General features: G+C 38.4%; 16 protein-coding genes. 12 read left to right on the top strand and 4 right to left on the bottom strand.

Features of this window, described 5'->3' with window-relative positions; all coding sequences use genetic code 11:
• Window positions 1-219: 219 nt before the first annotated feature.
• The gene (locus tag CER18_RS05750; protein WP_100129117.1) at window positions 220-498 is read right to left on the bottom strand and encodes a hypothetical protein; all 279 of its coding nucleotides are present in this window, start codon (window positions 496-498) and stop codon (window positions 220-222) included.
• A 32-nt stretch (window positions 499-530) separates the two neighbouring features.
• On the bottom strand, window positions 531-1880 hold the full coding sequence (locus CER18_RS05745) for a D-alanyl-D-alanine carboxypeptidase (protein ID WP_100129116.1): 1350 nt from the start codon (window positions 1878-1880) through the stop codon (window positions 531-533).
• A 233-nt stretch (window positions 1881-2113) separates the two neighbouring features.
• Here CER18_RS05745 and clpS point away from each other — a divergent pair, with 233 nt between their 5' ends.
• Both clpS and clpA read left to right on the top strand, forming a co-directional pair.
• Complete coding sequence (gene clpS / locus CER18_RS05740; RefSeq protein WP_100129127.1) at window positions 2114-2485, top strand: ATP-dependent Clp protease adapter ClpS; 372 nt, start codon at window positions 2114-2116, stop codon at window positions 2483-2485.
• Window positions 2486-2491: 6 nt separating this feature from the next.
• Window positions 2492-4843: an ATP-dependent Clp protease ATP-binding subunit ClpA gene (gene clpA / locus CER18_RS05735; protein WP_100129115.1), complete on the top strand. Its 2352-nt coding sequence runs from the start codon at window positions 2492-2494 to the stop codon at window positions 4841-4843.
• A 7-nt stretch (window positions 4844-4850) separates the two neighbouring features.
• Here clpA and CER18_RS05730 read toward each other — a convergent pair whose 3' ends face one another.
• The gene (locus CER18_RS05730) at window positions 4851-5273 is read right to left on the bottom strand and encodes an HIT family protein (RefSeq protein WP_100129114.1); all 423 of its coding nucleotides are present in this window, start codon (window positions 5271-5273) and stop codon (window positions 4851-4853) included.
• A 133-nt stretch (window positions 5274-5406) separates the two neighbouring features.
• The gene (locus tag CER18_RS05725; protein WP_100129113.1) at window positions 5407-5868 is read right to left on the bottom strand and encodes a RidA family protein; all 462 of its coding nucleotides are present in this window, start codon (window positions 5866-5868) and stop codon (window positions 5407-5409) included.
• Window positions 5869-6010: 142 nt separating this feature from the next.
• On the opposite strand from CER18_RS05725, the gene CER18_RS05720 reads away from it, so the two are divergent.
• From CER18_RS05720 to fabZ, 10 genes are all read left to right on the top strand, one after another.
• Window positions 6011-6847, top strand: coding sequence for an EipB family protein (locus CER18_RS05720; RefSeq protein WP_100129112.1), 837 nt, complete (start codon window positions 6011-6013; stop codon window positions 6845-6847).
• A 168-nt stretch (window positions 6848-7015) separates the two neighbouring features.
• On the top strand, window positions 7016-7795 hold the full coding sequence (rpsB, locus tag CER18_RS05715; RefSeq protein WP_100129111.1) for a 30S ribosomal protein S2: 780 nt from the start codon (window positions 7016-7018) through the stop codon (window positions 7793-7795).
• Window positions 7796-7897: 102 nt separating this feature from the next.
• Window positions 7898-8821: a translation elongation factor Ts gene (tsf, locus tag CER18_RS05710; protein ID WP_100129110.1), complete on the top strand. Its 924-nt coding sequence runs from the start codon at window positions 7898-7900 to the stop codon at window positions 8819-8821.
• Between the two features lie 155 nt (window positions 8822-8976).
• Complete coding sequence (gene pyrH, locus CER18_RS05705) at window positions 8977-9696, top strand: UMP kinase (protein ID WP_100129109.1); 720 nt, start codon at window positions 8977-8979, stop codon at window positions 9694-9696.
• A gap of 37 nt (window positions 9697-9733) precedes the next feature.
• Window positions 9734-10294: a ribosome recycling factor gene (gene frr, locus CER18_RS05700; protein ID WP_100129108.1), complete on the top strand. Its 561-nt coding sequence runs from the start codon at window positions 9734-9736 to the stop codon at window positions 10292-10294.
• 644 nt (window positions 10295-10938) lie between these two features.
• Window positions 10939-11754: a phosphatidate cytidylyltransferase gene (locus CER18_RS05695; RefSeq protein WP_100129126.1), complete on the top strand. Its 816-nt coding sequence runs from the start codon at window positions 10939-10941 to the stop codon at window positions 11752-11754.
• Window positions 11755-11769: 15 nt separating this feature from the next.
• Window positions 11770-12918 (top strand): RIP metalloprotease RseP, encoded by a 1149-nt coding sequence (rseP, locus tag CER18_RS05690; protein ID WP_100129107.1) that lies wholly within the window; start codon window positions 11770-11772, stop codon window positions 12916-12918.
• Between the two features lie 204 nt (window positions 12919-13122).
• Window positions 13123-15519 (top strand): outer membrane protein assembly factor BamA, encoded by a 2397-nt coding sequence (gene bamA / locus CER18_RS05685; protein WP_100129106.1) that lies wholly within the window; start codon window positions 13123-13125, stop codon window positions 15517-15519.
• A 67-nt stretch (window positions 15520-15586) separates the two neighbouring features.
• Window positions 15587-16633 carry a UDP-3-O-(3-hydroxymyristoyl)glucosamine N-acyltransferase gene (gene lpxD, locus CER18_RS05680; protein WP_100129105.1) on the top strand — a complete coding sequence of 349 codons (1047 nt, stop codon included), beginning with the start codon at window positions 15587-15589 and terminating at the stop codon, window positions 16631-16633.
• Between the two features lies 1 nt (window position 16634).
• On the top strand, window positions 16635-17102 hold the full coding sequence (gene fabZ, locus CER18_RS05675; protein ID WP_100129104.1) for a 3-hydroxyacyl-ACP dehydratase FabZ: 468 nt from the start codon (window positions 16635-16637) through the stop codon (window positions 17100-17102).
• The last annotated feature ends 20 nt before the right edge of the window (window positions 17103-17122 follow it).

The following is a 17122-nucleotide window of genomic DNA, read 5'->3' as shown; positions in this document are numbered from 1 at the left end:
TACTTTTTGATATTAAATCAAAAAGTGAAAAAGTATTTGGTATTCTTCGTGTCCTAAAAAACGGTTTGCTTGGAAGCTTGAAGATATCTATTGGGATCTTTGAAAAAGGCGTCAGTACAATTCCTACGATTTAAGAAAAAAGTATGTCTATCAAAGGACTTTCTAAGACTGTAGATAACGATGCAATAATAAAATATTTTTTTAAAGAGGTCTGTAGAATTAAATATTTGTTGCTCCTAGACGGATTTTAATAGGTACATTACCAGTTTGACTCGCAACACGTAAGTGGATGCGTACAGGAGGCATCATGAGACGGCGATTGCGCATAGTTTGGCAAATGAGAAGATTAACAAGAGATTGTGTATCTAATGTAGTTGAATTATATTTTATACCAGTAAGTTTTGCTGCAGCATCGCGAAGAGAACGCAATGCAAGGAGGGATGATTGCTTCAATAAAATTTCTTTTTCAAGGAATGAAGCAAAAGCATTATCTTTCATAATACTATCCTTAACGCAGAATTCAAAAACTTTTAGTAGGCTACAGTATAGCAGTTAAAATTTGCTTTCTTTAATGTAGAGCACGCATCAAATGCATCTTTTTTTGACTGAAATCCTGTAAATCGAGCTCGATAATAGCGTTGCCCATTTTTTTCAAACAGTTGCATATGTGAAGAGGCATTCTTTAAAGTAGAAAAAGCTGTATTTTTTGCTTTTAAAAGCAGAGTATTTGCTTGTTCTTTACTAGGAAGAGAACCAATTTGGATAGCCCATCCGGCATTTGTGGATAAAGAAGCGTTTACAATTTTATGAGTCTCAACCGGTATAGCTTTTTGAGGGTTAGGTATTGGTACAATGACTTTATTTACAGCTGTTATTGCGATATTGGAGTTTCTAGGTTGTTCTGCAAATGCTGTCAACAGAGTCGAAATTTCATCGTCAAAATTATTTGAATTAGCTTTAATGGTTGGTATAGGAGTTTTTGCACCAGTGGGTAAGTGATAGTGTACAGAGGCCATTAAACGTTCCCCACTTTTCGTTTGGCTTGCTTTGGGTAAATATTGATTTAATAAGCTTGCCATGTGCTCGTCACGTGCGGTAGATGATTTACCTCCCATAACAACAGCAACAATAGAACGCCCTTCGAGACGCATCGAAGTTGCTAAATTAGAACCTGACATTTGTGTATAACCTGTTTTAATTCCATCGACACCTTTCATTACTTTGACGAGTTTATTGTGGCTATTAATTGTATGCCCACGGAAATTAAAACTTTTTGTTTTGAATAATTTATATTGTTTTGGAAAATCTTTACGTAAGGCTAATGACAAAGTGGCTATATCTCGTGCGGTAGAATAATTCTGCACATCCGGAAGTCCAGAAGCATTGGCAAAATGTGTATGTTTCATGCCAAGTTTATGCGCTTTTGCTGTCATCATTCGAGCGAATTTTTTTTCACTTCCTCCAAGATATTCTGCAATGGCTGCAGCAACATCATTTGCAGATTTTGTAATGAGTGCTTTAGCGGCTGCTTCTGCAGAAATTGTTTGGCCTGCTTTAAATCCGATTTTTGTTGGTGGGCGCATTGCTGCATACTGTGAAACAGGAATTGGAGTATTGGGTGTCACACGACGCATCTGCATAGCTTCAAACAGTAGATACAACGTCATCATTTTTGTTAAGGAAGCAGGATAACGTTTCAATGTTGCATTGGCTTGAAAGAGAGTTTTTCCTGTAGTGGCATCTATAACAATAGCTGCATACTTATCAGGATAGGCTCCTTGAGGTGTTGCAGATGCCCAACAGTAAGAAAAAGTTAACATAATGAAAGAAATTGCTATCTTTTTATAGCAGCGCATAATTCTCTGATTGTTAATATACACTTGTTGTATCCTATTTCTCCATTTCCCCTGAAAAACTTTTATACAGCTTTCTTTTCTGTAACGTGTTGATGCAGTTTAGACGAATGGTATTACTAATTTGTTTACAGAAATTATTTTATGAGTGAGTTAAATCTATCCCATAGGAGGAAAGTCTTTACTGATGCGAAAGGGGTATTGCAATAGTTTTGAAAGAACTTAAAATTAATAAAAAACTTGCTATATGGAAAATGATAATGGGACAAACACTCATAATTAACTCTATACCTCATATTATGCATAATGAAAAAGGCAAGAATTGGGATGAAGGTAGGCATAGTGCGGTTATAGTACCTAAGGCTAGAGCAAAACTCCAAAAACCTAAATTATATCGCGTTCTTTTACTTAATGATGATTACACGCCTATGGATTTTGTTGTTTTTGTTTTGAAGAACTTTTTTAAAAAAAGTTTCGAAGAGGCAACGCGGATTATGTTAAATGTTCATCACAATGGGATAGGCGAATGCGGAATTTATACTTATGAAGTTGCTGAAATGAAAGTCGTACAAGTGAGGGAGTGTGCACTTCAAAATGAACATCCGTTACAATGTGTAATGGAACGGAAGTGAGGAATTATGCCATCTTTTACACCTAGCCTTGAAGAGGTTTTGCATCGTGCATTAACAATCGCCACTCAAGCGCGGCATGAATATGCAACATTAGAGCATCTTCTCCTTGCACTGTTAGATGATGCCGATGCAAATTCTGTTATTCAGGCATGCCAAGTAGATGTGGAGGAATTGCGCGAACGTTTAACCAATTATCTTCGCTCAGAGTTAGATGAACAGATCAGAGCTGATGAGGATACAAAGCCCACAGCTTTCTTCCAGCGTGTTATTCAACGTGCGGTGATTCATGCGCAATCTGCTGGAAAGGATGAAGTATCAGGGGCAAATGTTCTTGTTGCAATTTTTTCTGAACGTGAAAGCCATGCAGCCTATTTTCTTCAAGAAATGGGAATGACACGCTATGATGCTGTACGTTTTATTTCACATGGTATTACGCGTGATGATGGATTGTCCATGTTACTTGAAGGACTTGAAGAGCAATTAGATCAACAGATTTCAGAGAATGGCGAAAGGGCAAAAAGTGCTTTAACGAGTTATTGTGTTAATCTCAATTGTAAAGCACGGAATGGAAAAATTGATTTATTAATTGGCCGTGAAAGAGAAATTTCACGTATGATTCAGGTTTTATGTCGACGATCAAAAAATAATCCACTTTTGGTTGGTGATCCTGGAGTAGGGAAAACCGCTATCATTGAGGGGTTAGCAAAGCGTATTGTTGATGGGCAAGTGCCTGAAGTTTTATCAAATGCAACGATATTTTCTCTTGATATGGGCGGACTTGTTGCTGGTACACGTTATCGCGGTGATTTTGAAGAACGATTAAAGCAAGTTATTAAAGAGTTTGAGTTGTATCCAGATGCTATTTTATTTATTGATGAAATTCATACCTTAATTGGTGCAGGGGCAACATTAGGGGGAAATATGGATGCAGCAAATCTTTTAAAACCTGCACTATCTTCTGGAGCTATGCGGTGTATTGGGGCGACGACTTACAGAGAATATCGAAAATTCTTTGAACAAGACCGTGCTTTAGAGCGCCGTTTTCAGAAGATTGATATTAATGAACCTTCTATTCCTGATGCGATTAAGATTTTGCAAGGAATGAAGCCTTACTTTGAAGATTTTCATCAGATCAAATATACAGATCAGGCGATGAAGGCGTCCGTAGAATTATCTTCACGCTATATGGTTGATCGTAGGTTACCTGACAAAGCAATTGATATTATTGATGAAAGTGGCGCAGCGCAAAAGCTTTTGCCACAAAAACAGCGAAAAAAGACGATAGGTGTTAAAGAAATTGAAGCAACTGTTGCTACAATTGCAAGGATTCCACCCAAAACAGTTTCGCGGAATGATCAGAAGATATTGAGTAAGCTTGAAAGAGAACTCAAGCACGTTGTTTATGGGCAAGATCAGGCAATTTCTGTCTTAGTTTCATCCATAAAATTAGCCCGAGCAGGTTTACGAGAGCCAGATAAGCCAATAGGAAGTTATTTATTTTCAGGACCAACAGGTGTTGGAAAAACTGAAGTTGCAAAACAGCTTGCGTCATCTTTAGGCATTGAACTATTACGTTTTGATATGTCAGAATATATGGAACGCCATACGGTAGCGCGCTTAATCGGTGCTCCTCCAGGCTATATAGGGTTTGATCAAGGAGGTCTCCTTACAGATGCAATTGATCAGAAGCCTCACGCAGTTCTATTGCTTGATGAGATTGAGAAAGCCCATCCAGAGTTATTTAATATTTTATTGCAGGTCATGGATTATGGTCGATTAACAGACCATAACGGCAAGAAAATTGATTTCCGCAATATTATTTTGATTATGACAACCAATGCTGGTGCTTCAGATATGGCAAAATCAGCTATTGGATTTGGAAAAGTTCATCGTGATGGCGAGGATATAGAAGCAATCAATCGATTATTTACACCAGAATTTCGTAATCGGTTAGATGCAATTATTCCGTTTACGCCTTTATCTCACTTTAGCATTAATCAAATAGTGCAAAAATTTATTTTTCAGCTTGAAGCACAATTAGCTGATCGGGGGATCTGTTTTGAATTAAGCCCTTCTGCAACTTTATGGCTTTCCAATAAAGGATATGATTCTCAGATGGGAGCACGTCCATTAGGCCGTGTTATACAAGAATATATTAAAAAGCCATTAGCGGATGAAATTTTATTTGGAAAGTTACGCAATGGCGGCATTGTTCGCATATTGACACAAAAGTCAAATGGTGAAAAAGAAAAATTACAGTTAAAAATTTCCTCTTCCGATTTATCTGTTGGCTTAAAGAAAAGTAAAACGAAAAATTTTACAAAAAAACATGGTGGAAAGAAAAGCATAATATCTTAAGAGCATGTTATAAGGCAGCACGGATTTTTTTGGCATTCTCTTCAAGTATTTCTGTAGGCGTTATTACATCATTGTGAGGGGTAAGTTCTATTCCTTCCATACGTGGTATAATATGAAAATGGAGATGATAAACGGTTTGTTGACTAGCCGCTTCATTGAATTGCATGATCGTTATACCGTCTGCTTGAAAGGCTTTTTTGACGGCATTGGCGATCTTTTGAACAGCTTTAATAACAGGAAATAATATTTCAGTATCGGCATCAAGTAAGTTTCTAGAACCTTTTTTGGGAATGACCAACGTATGACCTGGTGCTTGTGGCATGATATCCATGAAGCCAATAACATCATCATCTTCGTAAACACGAACAGAAGGAATTTCATTACGAATTAATTTAGCAAAAATATTGTTATTGTCATAAGCTTGTTTCATAGAAATATTTCCCTTTATTATAAGTTTAGAATTCTAATTTCAAAATGGAAAAATGCAAGGTTTATCAGAGTGTAAGACAAAAAATATTTTGACTTCAGTTATCTTTAAGGGATGCACTGTCTTTAATGAAGATTTAGATTTCTATGATGGCTTCAACTTCCACGGGAACATCCATGGGAAGAGAGGCAACACCAATAGCAGAACGGGCGTGTTTCCCAATTTCACCAAGAATATTGACAAATAAATCAGAAGCTCCATTGGCGACAAAAGGGATGTTGGTAAAATGAGAATCAACAGCCACAAAAACAGTAATTTTCACCACGCGTTTTATTCTATTTAGATCACCCAGCGTTGCTTTGAGTTGAGCAAGAATATTGAGAGCACAAGCCTCAGATGCTTTTTGGGCTTGTTCGGCATTCACAGCTGCTCCAACTTTACCGATGGCTATTGGTTTTCCATTTATAAGAGGAAGTTGCCCAGAAATAAAAAGTTGATTGCCACTTTGTGAAGTGGTGATGTAATTGGCAAGGGGGTGCGTTGCTGCAGGAAGAGTGATTCCAAACTTTTCTAAGTTTCTTTCAATCACATTGGTCATAATTTAAACTCCATAGCTATTCTATATATCCATTGCATAACCTATTTTTTCATTTAAGGAAATGTGTGGTTAATTGAGAAATTAGCCTTTTTTGCCTTATTGTATGATGTTATGCAACGGGGATAAAGTTTGGAAGTTGGGAATGATTAGAGCATTATTTATAATAATTTCATATATTGTTTTTTTCTGTACGGCGAGAGCTGAAGAGCCTATTTTTATTGTGCCTCATCGAGCAATTTATGATTTTCATCTCGATAGTGTTTCTCATGAAATGACAATTTCTGGGATGTCAGGGCGAATGGTTTACGAGCTTACTGGTTCGGCATGTCAAGGCTATAGCACGCGTTTTCGTTTCATTAGTCGTCTTCATATTGAAGATATGCCAGTACGTTTAACGGATCAACAGACGACAAGTTATGAAACAGGAGATAGCCGTACATTTCGTTTTAATATTACCGATCAAGAGGGAGAAGAGATTGCACATCGTGCCGAAGGGGTTGCGGAGCGAACGGGAGACGGTATTACAGTTACCTTAAAGAAGCCAAAGGAAAAAAAGTATAAACTTGCAATGGCTGAATTTCCAATGATGCAACTAAAGAATATTATCCGCCATGCAAAAGCGGGAGATCATTTCTATAATGTTACTGTATTTGATGGGACAAATAAAGCAGATAAAGTTATAAAAGAGAGTATCGTCATAGGAGAAAAGAAGGCGCTTTTATCTGATAGTGAGACGGATAAAATGAGAAAATTGGATGAAGAAGAATATTGGCCTATTACAATCTCCTATTTTGACGATGGTGAAAATAAAGATGGTTTGCCGGTTTATCGGAGTAGTTTTCTCTTACATGAGAATGGTGTCATGCGTGATCTTCATATAGATTATGGAACTTTTTCAGTACGTGCAAAATTGAACAGTCTTGAATTCCTCGAACTTGGAAAAGATCTTGATCAATGTAAAAACACAAATATTAAATGATTGAAGAAAATGACTTGAAAAAGAATCAAAGTTTAGTATGTTTGCGCTATTCCACACGCGGAGTTTGGGTGTTTATAGATGATCTCGTGAGAAAAGTCTGACAAGCATCCGCCGGTAGTAGGTTTTCCTGCTTTTTCCGCGGAGGTTGAACCGGAAAGGATAAGATTTATGGCACTACCCGATTTTACTATGCACCAGCTTTTAGAGGCAGGTGTGCATTTTGGTCACCAGACTCATCGCTGGAATCCCAAAATGACTCCCTATATTTATGGTCAGCGTAATAATATTCATATTATTGATCTTGCTCAGACCGTTCCACTTTTACACCAAGCGCTTAAACTTGTTTCAGATACCGTTGCGCGTGGTGGCCGTATTCTCTTTGTTGGCACGAAACGGCAGGCATCTGAAATTATCGCTGATGCAGCGAATCGTTCCGCACAATATTATGTTAATGCGCGTTGGCTTGGCGGTATGCTGACGAACTGGAAAACAATTTCCAATTCAATACATCGTTTGCGGAAGCTTGATAAAATTCTTGCTGCTGAAGCACAAGGCTTTACCAAAAAGGAACGTTTAAATCTTGAACGTGATCGTGAAAAGCTTAATCGTGCACTTGGTGGTATTAAAGACATGGGCTCTGTTCCAGATCTTATCTTTGTTATCGATACAAATAAAGAAAATATCGCACTCCAAGAAGCAAAACGTTTGGGTATTCCAGTGATTGCTATTATTGATACCAATTGTGATCCCGATGACGTGACACATCCAATACCAGGTAATGACGATGCTTCACGTGCAATTTCTCTTTATTGCGATCTTTTTGCTCGTGCTGCTCTTGATGGTATTGCTCGTCAACAAGGTGCAATGGGGATTGATTTAGGAGCTCAAGTTGATGCGCCTGTGGAGCCTGTTTTAGAAGAAAGTGCGGTTTTGGCAGTTTCTGAGTAATATAAAACGCCTAATTAAGGTACTTTTATTATCTAAAGAAAAAGTTATAGGCGTGCAGAGGGAATTTGCACGCTTTCACTGTTATAGAATGAAGAGGCAAATATGAGCGTTACTGCTGCACAAGTAAAAGAACTTCGAGAATTATCTGGCGCTGGAATGATGGACTGTAAAGCTGCTCTAGCAGAAACCAATGGTGATATGGATGCTGCTGTTGATTGGCTTCGTAAAAAAGGGATAGCTAAAGCAGACAAAAAGGCTGGTCGTACAGCAGCTGAGGGGTTAATCGGAGTCATGTCAAAAGACTCACATGCAGTTTTGGTTGAGATTAATTCTGAAACAGATTTTGTTGCACGCAATGATGGATTCCAAGACATTGTACGTAATGTAGCAATTGCTGCTTTAGATACGTCAGGTGATGTTGAATCTGTTTCTGTTTCTCTTTATCCAGGTTCTGAGAAGACTGTAGAGCTTACAATTAAAGATGCAATTGGTACAATTGGCGAAAATATGACATTTCGTCGTTCCGCTAAATTGTCTGTTGAGAATGGTGTTGTTGCGACTTATATACACAATAGTGTGGCTGATGGGCTTGGAAAACTTGGTGTTTTGGTTGCAATTGAAACAACGGGAAATAAAGAGGCTGCTTTTACTTTTGGTCGGCAGGTCGCGATGCATATTGCGGCAACCAATCCATTAGCGCTTACAGCACAAGATGTTGATGCTGGCGCTGTTGAACGTGAAAAAGAAATTTTTTCAGATCAGGCACGTCAGTCCGGAAAACCTGAAAATATCATCGAAAAAATGGTAGAAGGGCGTATGCGTAAGTTTTTTGAAGAGGTTGTCTTGCTTTCTCAAGCTTTTGTTATGAATCCTGATATAACTGTTGAGGCTGCTTTAAAGGACGCTGAGAAATCAATTGGTGCTCCAGCAAAAATCACAGGCTTTATTCGTTTTGCGCTTGGTGAAGGTGTAGAAAAAGAGGAGTCTGATTTTGCTGCAGAAGTTGCTGCAGCTGCAAAAGGCTAGTTATTGCAAACTCTTGCTCAGAGATTTAAAATCATCATTGGTTTTAGAAAATCTGGTGGAAGTAATGTAATTGTTGTGAGGGCGTCACGTGAAAAAAGTGGTGCCCTTCGTGGTGTCAAAAGCAAAAAGTAAATGCGCTTTTGGGGAGATTATGAATGGCATTAGCACGTCCATATAAACGTATTCTTTTAAAGGCTTCTGGTGAAGCTCTTATGGGGGGGCAGAGTTTTGGCATTGATGTTTCTGTCGTCGACCGTATTGCCGCTGATATTGCAGAAGTGCGCGCAATGGGGATAGAAGTTGCGGTTGTTATCGGTGGGGGAAATATTTTTCGTGGTGTTGCTGTTGCTTCGCATGGTGGGGATCGGGTGACAGGTGATCATATGGGAATGCTTGCAACGGCTATTAATTCTTTAGCATTGCGAACATCATTGACAAAATTAGGGGTTGAAACGGTTGTGCTCTCTGCGATTGCTATGCCACAAATTTGTGAAAGTTTTTCGCAGCGTAAAGCAATAGCTTATATGAATCAGGGAAAAGTTGTTATTTTTGCGGGCGGTACAGGAAATCCATTTTTTACTACTGATTCTGCTGCGACTTTACGTGCAGCGGAAATCGGTGCGGATGTTCTTCTTAAAGGAACACAAGTCGATGGTATTTATTCAGCAGATCCAAAGATAGACCCTACAGCTAAGCGTTTTGACCAATTAACACATGTTGAAATTTTACAATTGGGATTATCGGTTATGGATTCAACGGCGGTCACTTTAGCCCGTGAGAACAATGTCCCGATTATTGTGTATTCCATTCATGAAAAAGGTGGTTTAGCTAAGGTTTTGAATGGAACAGGGCGCTTTACAATGGTATCGGAATAAGGATAAGCTTCAAAGGACAATTGAAGGAGGTAGAAATATGAATGTTGCATCAATTATGGATGATCTGAAACGTCGCATGGATGGCGCTATTGTGGCTTTTAAACATGAATTAGGTGGCTTGCGGACGGGACGGGCATCGGCGAGTTTATTAGAACCGTTGACCGTTGAATCTTATGGTTCTGTTGTCCACATTAATCAGGTTGCTAATATTTCTGTTCCCGAACCTCGGATGCTTTCTGTTTCTGTATGGGATAAAACGATGGTCACAGCTGTTGAGCGTGCTATTCGCGATTCTGGTCTTGGTTTGAATCCCATAACTGATGGTACGAATTTACGTATTCCTTTGCCTGAGTTGAATGAAGAACGCCGTAAAGAACTTGTAAAAATTGCGCATCACTATGCAGAGCAAGCACGTGTTGCTACACGTCATGTTCGCCGTGATGGTATGGACAATTTGAAAAAATTAGAAAAAGATGGTGAAATTGGACAAGATGAAGCTCATAGTTTATCCGAAAAAGTTCAAAAACTTACAGATGAAACTATTGCTGATATCGATAAAATTTTAGCCGTAAAAGAATCTGAAATTATGCACGTTTAAAATATTTTTTTGTTAGAGAAATATTTTACTTTCGGCATATAAATTATTTTTAGGGATAAGAGCAGAGAGTAATATGCATTGTGGTAGCAAAGTGTGGTCCAGGGAGCTATTTTATCGTTTGATCATCTTGATCAAGGGAAAGATTGGTTGAAAGGATTAACGTTTCTTATTCTTTAATCTGCGAGTGAGTTTTTCCCTTTACTGGAGGACACAGTTACAGCACGATGGAATTTTTTGTTCAGCATGCCTTTGTCAAACTGCATGATGAGAAACATTATGAGGGATTATTCAAATGATGGGTAAATACTATAGCGCAAAAATAACATCTCACTCTTACCGCCCATTATAAAACATGCACGTAAGGTAGTGCACGCAGATGTTATGAGGCGTAGGTAGCTGCTTTTTCGTTTTATGTTTGCAACAATATTTTAAAACCTATTTGAAGATTAACCTTGATAAGGAAGATTTTTGAATCTGTTTTCATTGATTATTTATCTTATAAGCGCTATCTTGGTAGGCTAGATCGTTTATGGTAAATTACTAAGAGAGTTGTACAAGTATGAAATAAAAATATTGGAGAGGGCGGTTTTTCTTGCATCAATTTTAGAGCTTGTATTTTCTATTTTTATTGTTTGGATGTTGTTTTGTCTAATTTGGTTTATCGTGTTCTAACAGCTTTTGTGTTTGGTGTTATTGCTTTGTATATAACATGGTTGGGAGGGGCTTTCTTTTTTTTGTTTGCATGGTGTATTGGCGGTTTTATTCTTTATGAGTGGATAAGTATTACTCAAGAGAAGTGGTGTGTTTTACAAAAGATATTAGCAAGTATTTTTTATTTTTTCTTTGGCTTTCTTTTAGTGTTGAATGTATCTGCCTCATTGGTTTTTGGTATTTTAATCGTATTGGCTGCAGTGTTGGCTATTATATCTATAAAAAACAGTGGTTGGGTTTTTTGTGGTTTTTTATATGCATCTTTTCCTGTTTTAGCTTTATGCTTTTTACGGGATCATGAAATGGTGGGATTTCAAGTTGTTATTTTCTTATTTACGATAGTATGGGGGACCGATATTGGTGGATATTTTATCGGACGTGCATTAGGGGGACCTAAATTAGCACCACAATTTTCTCCTAATAAAACATGGTCAGGAGCACTTGGTGGTACATTTGTCGGTGTTTTCGGTGGTATATGGGTTGCTTTTGGATTTTTTGATATAAATTTAGCAAGTTTTTTTGTGCCACTTCTTACACTTGTTTTATCAATTGTTTCACAATTGAGTGATTTAGGACAATCATGGCTTAAAAGACGGTTTTCTGTTAAAGATTCGGGTTCTTTATTGCCTGGACATGGTGGTTTTATGGATCGTATGGATGGATTGGTAGGAGCAGCTTGTCTCCTTTATTTAATTGGTTCATTGGTGTCTGATATGGATGCACCTTTTAATCTTTTTAGTATGATTTGATGGAGAGAAAATATTTTGGGATTTTTAAATCATATGGTCACTACGGGTGATCTTCTTTTAAGAAGTTTGAGTATTCTTTTCATCATTATGCTTATCATTTTTGTGCACGAGCTTGGGCATTATCTCATTGGGCGGTGGTGTGGTATTAAGGCGTTAATTTTTTCACTTGGATTTGGACCACAAATAGCCAGTTACACAGATAAGCATGGTACGAAATGGCGTTTAGCACTTATCCCCCTAGGAGGTTATGTAAAGTTTGTTGGGGATGAGGAAAAAAACGATACGCTAGTATCCCCATCATCTCCGATTATTGATGGTTCATTTGCCAGTGCGCATGCTTGGAAAAAAGCAGCAACTGTTTTTGCTGGTCCCTTTTTCAATGTTCTTTTTACTGTTGTTGTTCTAACGTTTTTTTTCTTTATTTATGGTCGTGTTGCCATTGAACCCGTTGTTGGTTCTTTGGTAAAAGATAGCCCTGCTATTCAGTCTGGTTTGGAATTAGGGGACCGTTTTGTTGAAATGGATGGTCGACGGGTCGAAAGTTTTGAAGATTTGATGAATTATGTGGCTTTTCATGGAAAAGAACCGATAGAGTTTAAAATAGAACGCATGGGGCGTGTGTTTACAAAGGTTATTACCCCAAAAATCGTTGAGAGAGATGATGGATTTGGGAATCGAACACAAAGTGCTATAATCGGGGTGGGTGTGCCTGTTGATTCAAATAATCCTGCACGTTTAGATCCAACTTATATAAAACATATTCGCTATGGTTTTGTCACAGCTATAAGAGAAGCATTAAGCCGTACTGTGTCTATTACCACTCAAACGGCTCTTTTTATGAGTCGTTTAATCGGAGGCAAAGAAGATCGTTGTCGGCTAAGTGGGCCTTCCAAAACCGTTAAGATTGCTTGGAAAGTGAGCGAGACAGGTTTTCTCTCTTTGTTGAATTTAGCTGCTTTTCTTTCAATAAGCGTTGGGTTTATTAACCTTTTTCCGATTCTACCGCTTGATGGTGGGCATCTTTTATTTCATGTTATTGAGGTCATTACTGGGAGAAAAATATCCACTAAAATTCAGGGAATTGTTTTTCGTTTAGGTTTTTCCCTTCTTCTCCTTTTCATGATTTTTGTCTTCTTTAATGATTATTTTTGTTGGTTTAGCTAATTAAATTATGGAAAACGCTTTGTAAATTGGGTAATAATAGCGAAAACAAATTGAAGGTTGTTTACCATGTCTGCAAAATGTTGTGGCGTTGTATATTATAATGAGTAATTAAGGGATGAAAAGTCTCGCTGTAAAAAGGTTGTTATGGCAGTAGCTTTTTTAAAGGCATCGTGTCCGAGGAACAAGAGTAAGGTAAAAAAACCAATGACTACAAATTCAAAGTTTTTAAATGCAGCATCTGTATTGGTGTTAAAGATGGGGATCATTGCCCCAGCAACGGTTTTTATGTCAATTGCTGCGGTTGGGGAAATACAAGCGTCTGTAGTCCGTTCTATTGAGGTTCGTGGGAATAAGTTTGTAAGTTCTCAGGCGATTCGAGACAATATGGGTATTAAGGCTGGACAAGGGATTTCTAGTGGTGATGTTGATCATGCTGTGAAAAATCTTTTTGAATTAGGTTTATTTTATGATGTTAAAATAAATCAAGTCGGTGATAAGTTGGTTGTATTCGTAAAGGAATATGAGGTTGTCAATCAAATATTATTTCAGGGAAATAAATCTTTTAAAGATCCAGATCTTAAACGGTTTATTTCTTTAAAGCCAAATGAGCCTTTTAATTCTGCTAAGCTTTCTGCTGATATAAATACAATTCGTGAAGCTTATAAAACTCTAGGTCGTAATAATGTCACTGTTAACGTTCAAACGATTAACCTTGGAAAAGGGCGTGTTAATGTGGTGTTTAATGTTGTTGAAGGACAAAAAACAAAGATTGGTGATATTACTTTTAAGGGAAATAGTGTCTTTGCAAGCCGTCGGTTGCGTGATGTGATTTCAACAAAATCTTCAGGAATTTTTTCGAAGTTGTTGGGAGGCGATGTTTACAGTGAGGAGCGTCTCGCTGCTGATGAGGAAGCTTTACGTCGCTTCTATTATAATCGTGGTTATGCAGATTTTCGTGTCGTCTCTTCTAAAGCAACTTTTGATGCCGCAAGCAATAAGTATAAAATTTCTTTCGTTCTTGATGAAGGGGCGCGCTATAAAATTAGTGATATTCAGGTTGAAAGTGATGTTGATGGAATTGACGTTCAATCTGTAAAAGGAATGCTTAAAACTCAGCCAGGTAATGTTTATAGTGCAGAAGATATTGAACAATCTGTTGCGATTATTAATAACAAGGTTGCTGATTCGGGATATGCTTTTGCTAAAGTTGAACCACGAGGAAACCGTAATTTAGCAAATCATACGATTTCAATTTTATATAATATTGAACAAGGTACACGTGCGTATATTCAGCGTATTGATATACGAGGCAATGAGAAAACGCGTGATTACGTCATTCGTCGTGAGATTGATTTAAACGAAGGGGATGCTTACAATCAGACTTTATTGCAGCGGGCGAAGCGTCGTCTAGAAAGTTTAGGTTTCTTCAAAGCTGTTAATATTTCAATGGTTCCCACCGAGCAATCTGATCAAGTTGTTCTGGTGATAGATGTCGTTGAAGCTTCAACAGGAGATCTCTCTCTTTCTGGAGGATATACAACGGGGGGAACAAGCCCTGGTATGTCACTTGAAGTTTCTGTTACTGAGCGTAATCTTGGGGGGCGTGGTCAGTATGTTCGTTTAGGGTTAGGAGCAGGGCAAGAGAAATCCCGTAATTATAATTTATCATTTGTTGATCCTTATTTCTTAGGATACCGTTTATCGGCTGGCGTTGATGTTTTTCGTAGCACTTATCGTGCTGATAAAGCTTATGATGTACGACAGACAGGGGGATCTCTACGGTTTTCGTTGCCTATTAATAATCAATTATCTGCGAATGTTGCTTATTCTTATGTGCAGGAAGAATATGATTTTGGCGGAGAGTATGATTTCGACAAAGAGAGTGATATAATAGAGTTATATGGGAAATATTCTGGTGCAATTGTTCAAGCAGCTAAGAATAGCCCTTGGAAGCGTTCATCAATTAGTTATGGTTTAACCTATAATACGATTGACGATATGAGAAGCCCCCATGATGGATGGTATGTGAATTTTCTTCAGGAATATGCAGGGCTTGGCGGGAGTGCAAAGTTTTTGAAGACCACAGGTAAAGCAATGATGTACAAGACTCTTTCTGATCAAAGGGACATTGTTGGTTTACTTTCCTTTGGCGGTGGTTATATCCACGGAGTAGGAAAAGATGGTATTCGTATTTTCGATATGTTTAAGGCGAATACTGATATGATCCGAGGGTTCAAATATAATGGGATAGGTCCACGTCAGGTTTCCAGTAAAGGCGAAGTTTATTTCTTAGGGGGAACGACATATATGAATGCGACTGCTGAAGTACAGTTTCCTATTCCTGTTGTGCCTGAAGGATTCGGATTGCGCGGTGCTTTATTTGCGGATATTGCTACGCTCTATGGCAATAATTATAAAGCCGTTTTTAGCGGTGAACCGCCTGTTACCAATACCAAAAGTGCTTGGCGCTCATCTGCGGGTGTGAGTTTAATGTGGGATTCTCCGTTTGGTCCTTTGCGTTTTGATTATGCTTGGCCAATAACCAAGCAAGCGGGAGATCGTTTGCAGCAATTGAATTTTGGTATTTCTACGAAATTCTAATTTGAGTGGTTTTTTAAGAAGGAAAAACTTGAAGAGAATAGCTTAAGCTGGGAGAGAAAGTGTTTTGATGGCGGATACATTTTTTTTTACGCCGTCCCGGCAATTGACAGTTGCAAATGTTGCTGAGTTGACGGGTGCAAAGCTTCTTAATCCAGAGTTTTCTCATAAAGTTATCAATACACTCTCTTCGCTTGAGAGTGCTGTAGAAGGCTCTCTTGTTTTTGTGGAGCATCGGAAATTTTCTGATGCTCTACGGGATAGTTCTGCTGCTGCTGTTTTTTGTACGAATGAGGTTGTTTTTAAAGTTCCTGACACGATGGCAGTTTTGGTGACATCTACACCACAACGTGATTTTGCTCAGATTGGTCGTATTTTGTTTCCTGATTCTGTCAAGCCAATGCCTTGGTTTGGACAGAAGGAGATTTCACCGCATGCGCATATTCATCCAACGGCTAAGTTTGCCCATGATGTGTGTGTTGAAGCGGGAGCTGTTATTGGTAGAAATGTTGAGATTGGTGCAGGAACTCTTATTTCATCCACAGCTGTTATCGGTGAGAATTGCCGTATTGGGCGTGACTGCTATATTGCTCCTAAAGTAACTGTTCAGTGTTCTTTAATAGGTGATAGGGTTCAGATTTATCCTGGTGTTTGCATTGGGCAAGATGGTTTTGGTTATGTTGGGGGGAAAGCTGGAATCGAGAAAATTCCACAACTTGGTCGCGTTATTATTGAGGATGGTGTGGAGATTGGTGCGAACACCACGATTGATCGAGGAACATTTCAAGATACTGTTATTGGAGAAGGAAGCAAAATTGATAATCTTGTACAAATTGCTCACAATGTAAAAATTGGTCGTTATTGCCTTATTGCCGCTCAATGTGGAATTGCGGGAAGTACATCTATAGGGGATATGTCTCAGCTTGGTGGGGCGGTTGGAGTAGCAGATCATATCGTAATAGGTAAATCTGTTCAGATTGCTGCTCGCAGTGGTGTTATGAATGACATTCCGGATGGTGAGAAATGGGGAGGTAGTCCAGCACGACCATTTAAACAATGGTTTCGTGAAGTAGCGACGTTGCGCAGTATGGGAAAAGTTAAAAAGGAGAAAAGCTGAGATGATCAGCACTGAAGGAACTAAAGATCTAGAGGCTGTTGATATTGAGAAATTGCTATCAATATTACCACACCGTTATCCATTTTTGTTGATCGATCGTATCATTGATATTGATGGTGAACAAGAAGCAATTGGTATTAAAAATATAACGATTAACGAGCCACATTTTACGGGACATTTCCCCGCAAAGCCTGTTATGCCTGGCGTTTTGATTTTAGAAGCTATGGCTCAAACGGCAGGAGCAATAGCACTTTTAAATTTAGGCAATAAGCAAACAAATTTAGTTTACCTTATGACGGTTGATAATGCAAAATTTCGCAAGCCAGTTATGCCTGGTGATCAGCTCAAGATTCATGTTCAGCTTTTGAAAAAGAGATCTGGTATGAGGCGTTTTTCGTGTGTGGCAAAAGTAGAAAATGTCCGCGTTGCTGAAGCAGAAATTGCTGCTATGATTGTTGAAGAAGAATAAACGATATTTGATGGGAATTT

This window comes from Bartonella tribocorum (assembly GCF_002777915.1).
Classification (GTDB): Bacteria; Pseudomonadota; Alphaproteobacteria; order Rhizobiales; family Rhizobiaceae; genus Bartonella; species Bartonella tribocorum_A.
Note: the sequence above shows the minus strand (reverse complement) of the source record. Positions and strands in the feature narration are given on the sequence as shown.

What these genes read in the sequence shown, in the direction of transcription:
- CER18_RS05750 (WP_100129117.1), bottom strand. Translation starts at nt 498, where the DNA reads ATGAAAGATAATGCTTTTGCTTCATTCCTTGAAAAAGAAATTTTATTG.
- clpS (WP_100129127.1), top strand. Translation starts at nt 2,114, where the DNA reads ATGGGACAAACACTCATAATTAACTCTATACCTCATATTATGCATAAT.
- clpA (WP_100129115.1), top strand. Translation starts at nt 2,492, where the DNA reads ATGCCATCTTTTACACCTAGCCTTGAAGAGGTTTTGCATCGTGCATTA.
- CER18_RS05730 (WP_100129114.1), bottom strand. Translation starts at nt 5,273, where the DNA reads ATGAAACAAGCTTATGACAATAACAATATTTTTGCTAAATTAATTCGT.
- CER18_RS05725 (WP_100129113.1), bottom strand. Translation starts at nt 5,868, where the DNA reads ATGACCAATGTGATTGAAAGAAACTTAGAAAAGTTTGGAATCACTCTT.
- CER18_RS05720 (WP_100129112.1), top strand. Translation starts at nt 6,011, where the DNA reads ATGATTAGAGCATTATTTATAATAATTTCATATATTGTTTTTTTCTGT.
- rpsB (WP_100129111.1), top strand. Translation starts at nt 7,016, where the DNA reads ATGGCACTACCCGATTTTACTATGCACCAGCTTTTAGAGGCAGGTGTG.
- tsf (WP_100129110.1), top strand. Translation starts at nt 7,898, where the DNA reads ATGAGCGTTACTGCTGCACAAGTAAAAGAACTTCGAGAATTATCTGGC.
- pyrH (WP_100129109.1), top strand. Translation starts at nt 8,977, where the DNA reads ATGGCATTAGCACGTCCATATAAACGTATTCTTTTAAAGGCTTCTGGT.
- frr (WP_100129108.1), top strand. Translation starts at nt 9,734, where the DNA reads ATGAATGTTGCATCAATTATGGATGATCTGAAACGTCGCATGGATGGC.
- bamA (WP_100129106.1), top strand. Translation starts at nt 13,123, where the DNA reads ATGACTACAAATTCAAAGTTTTTAAATGCAGCATCTGTATTGGTGTTA.
- lpxD (WP_100129105.1), top strand. Translation starts at nt 15,587, where the DNA reads ATGGCGGATACATTTTTTTTTACGCCGTCCCGGCAATTGACAGTTGCA.
- fabZ (WP_100129104.1), top strand. Translation starts at nt 16,635, where the DNA reads ATGATCAGCACTGAAGGAACTAAAGATCTAGAGGCTGTTGATATTGAG.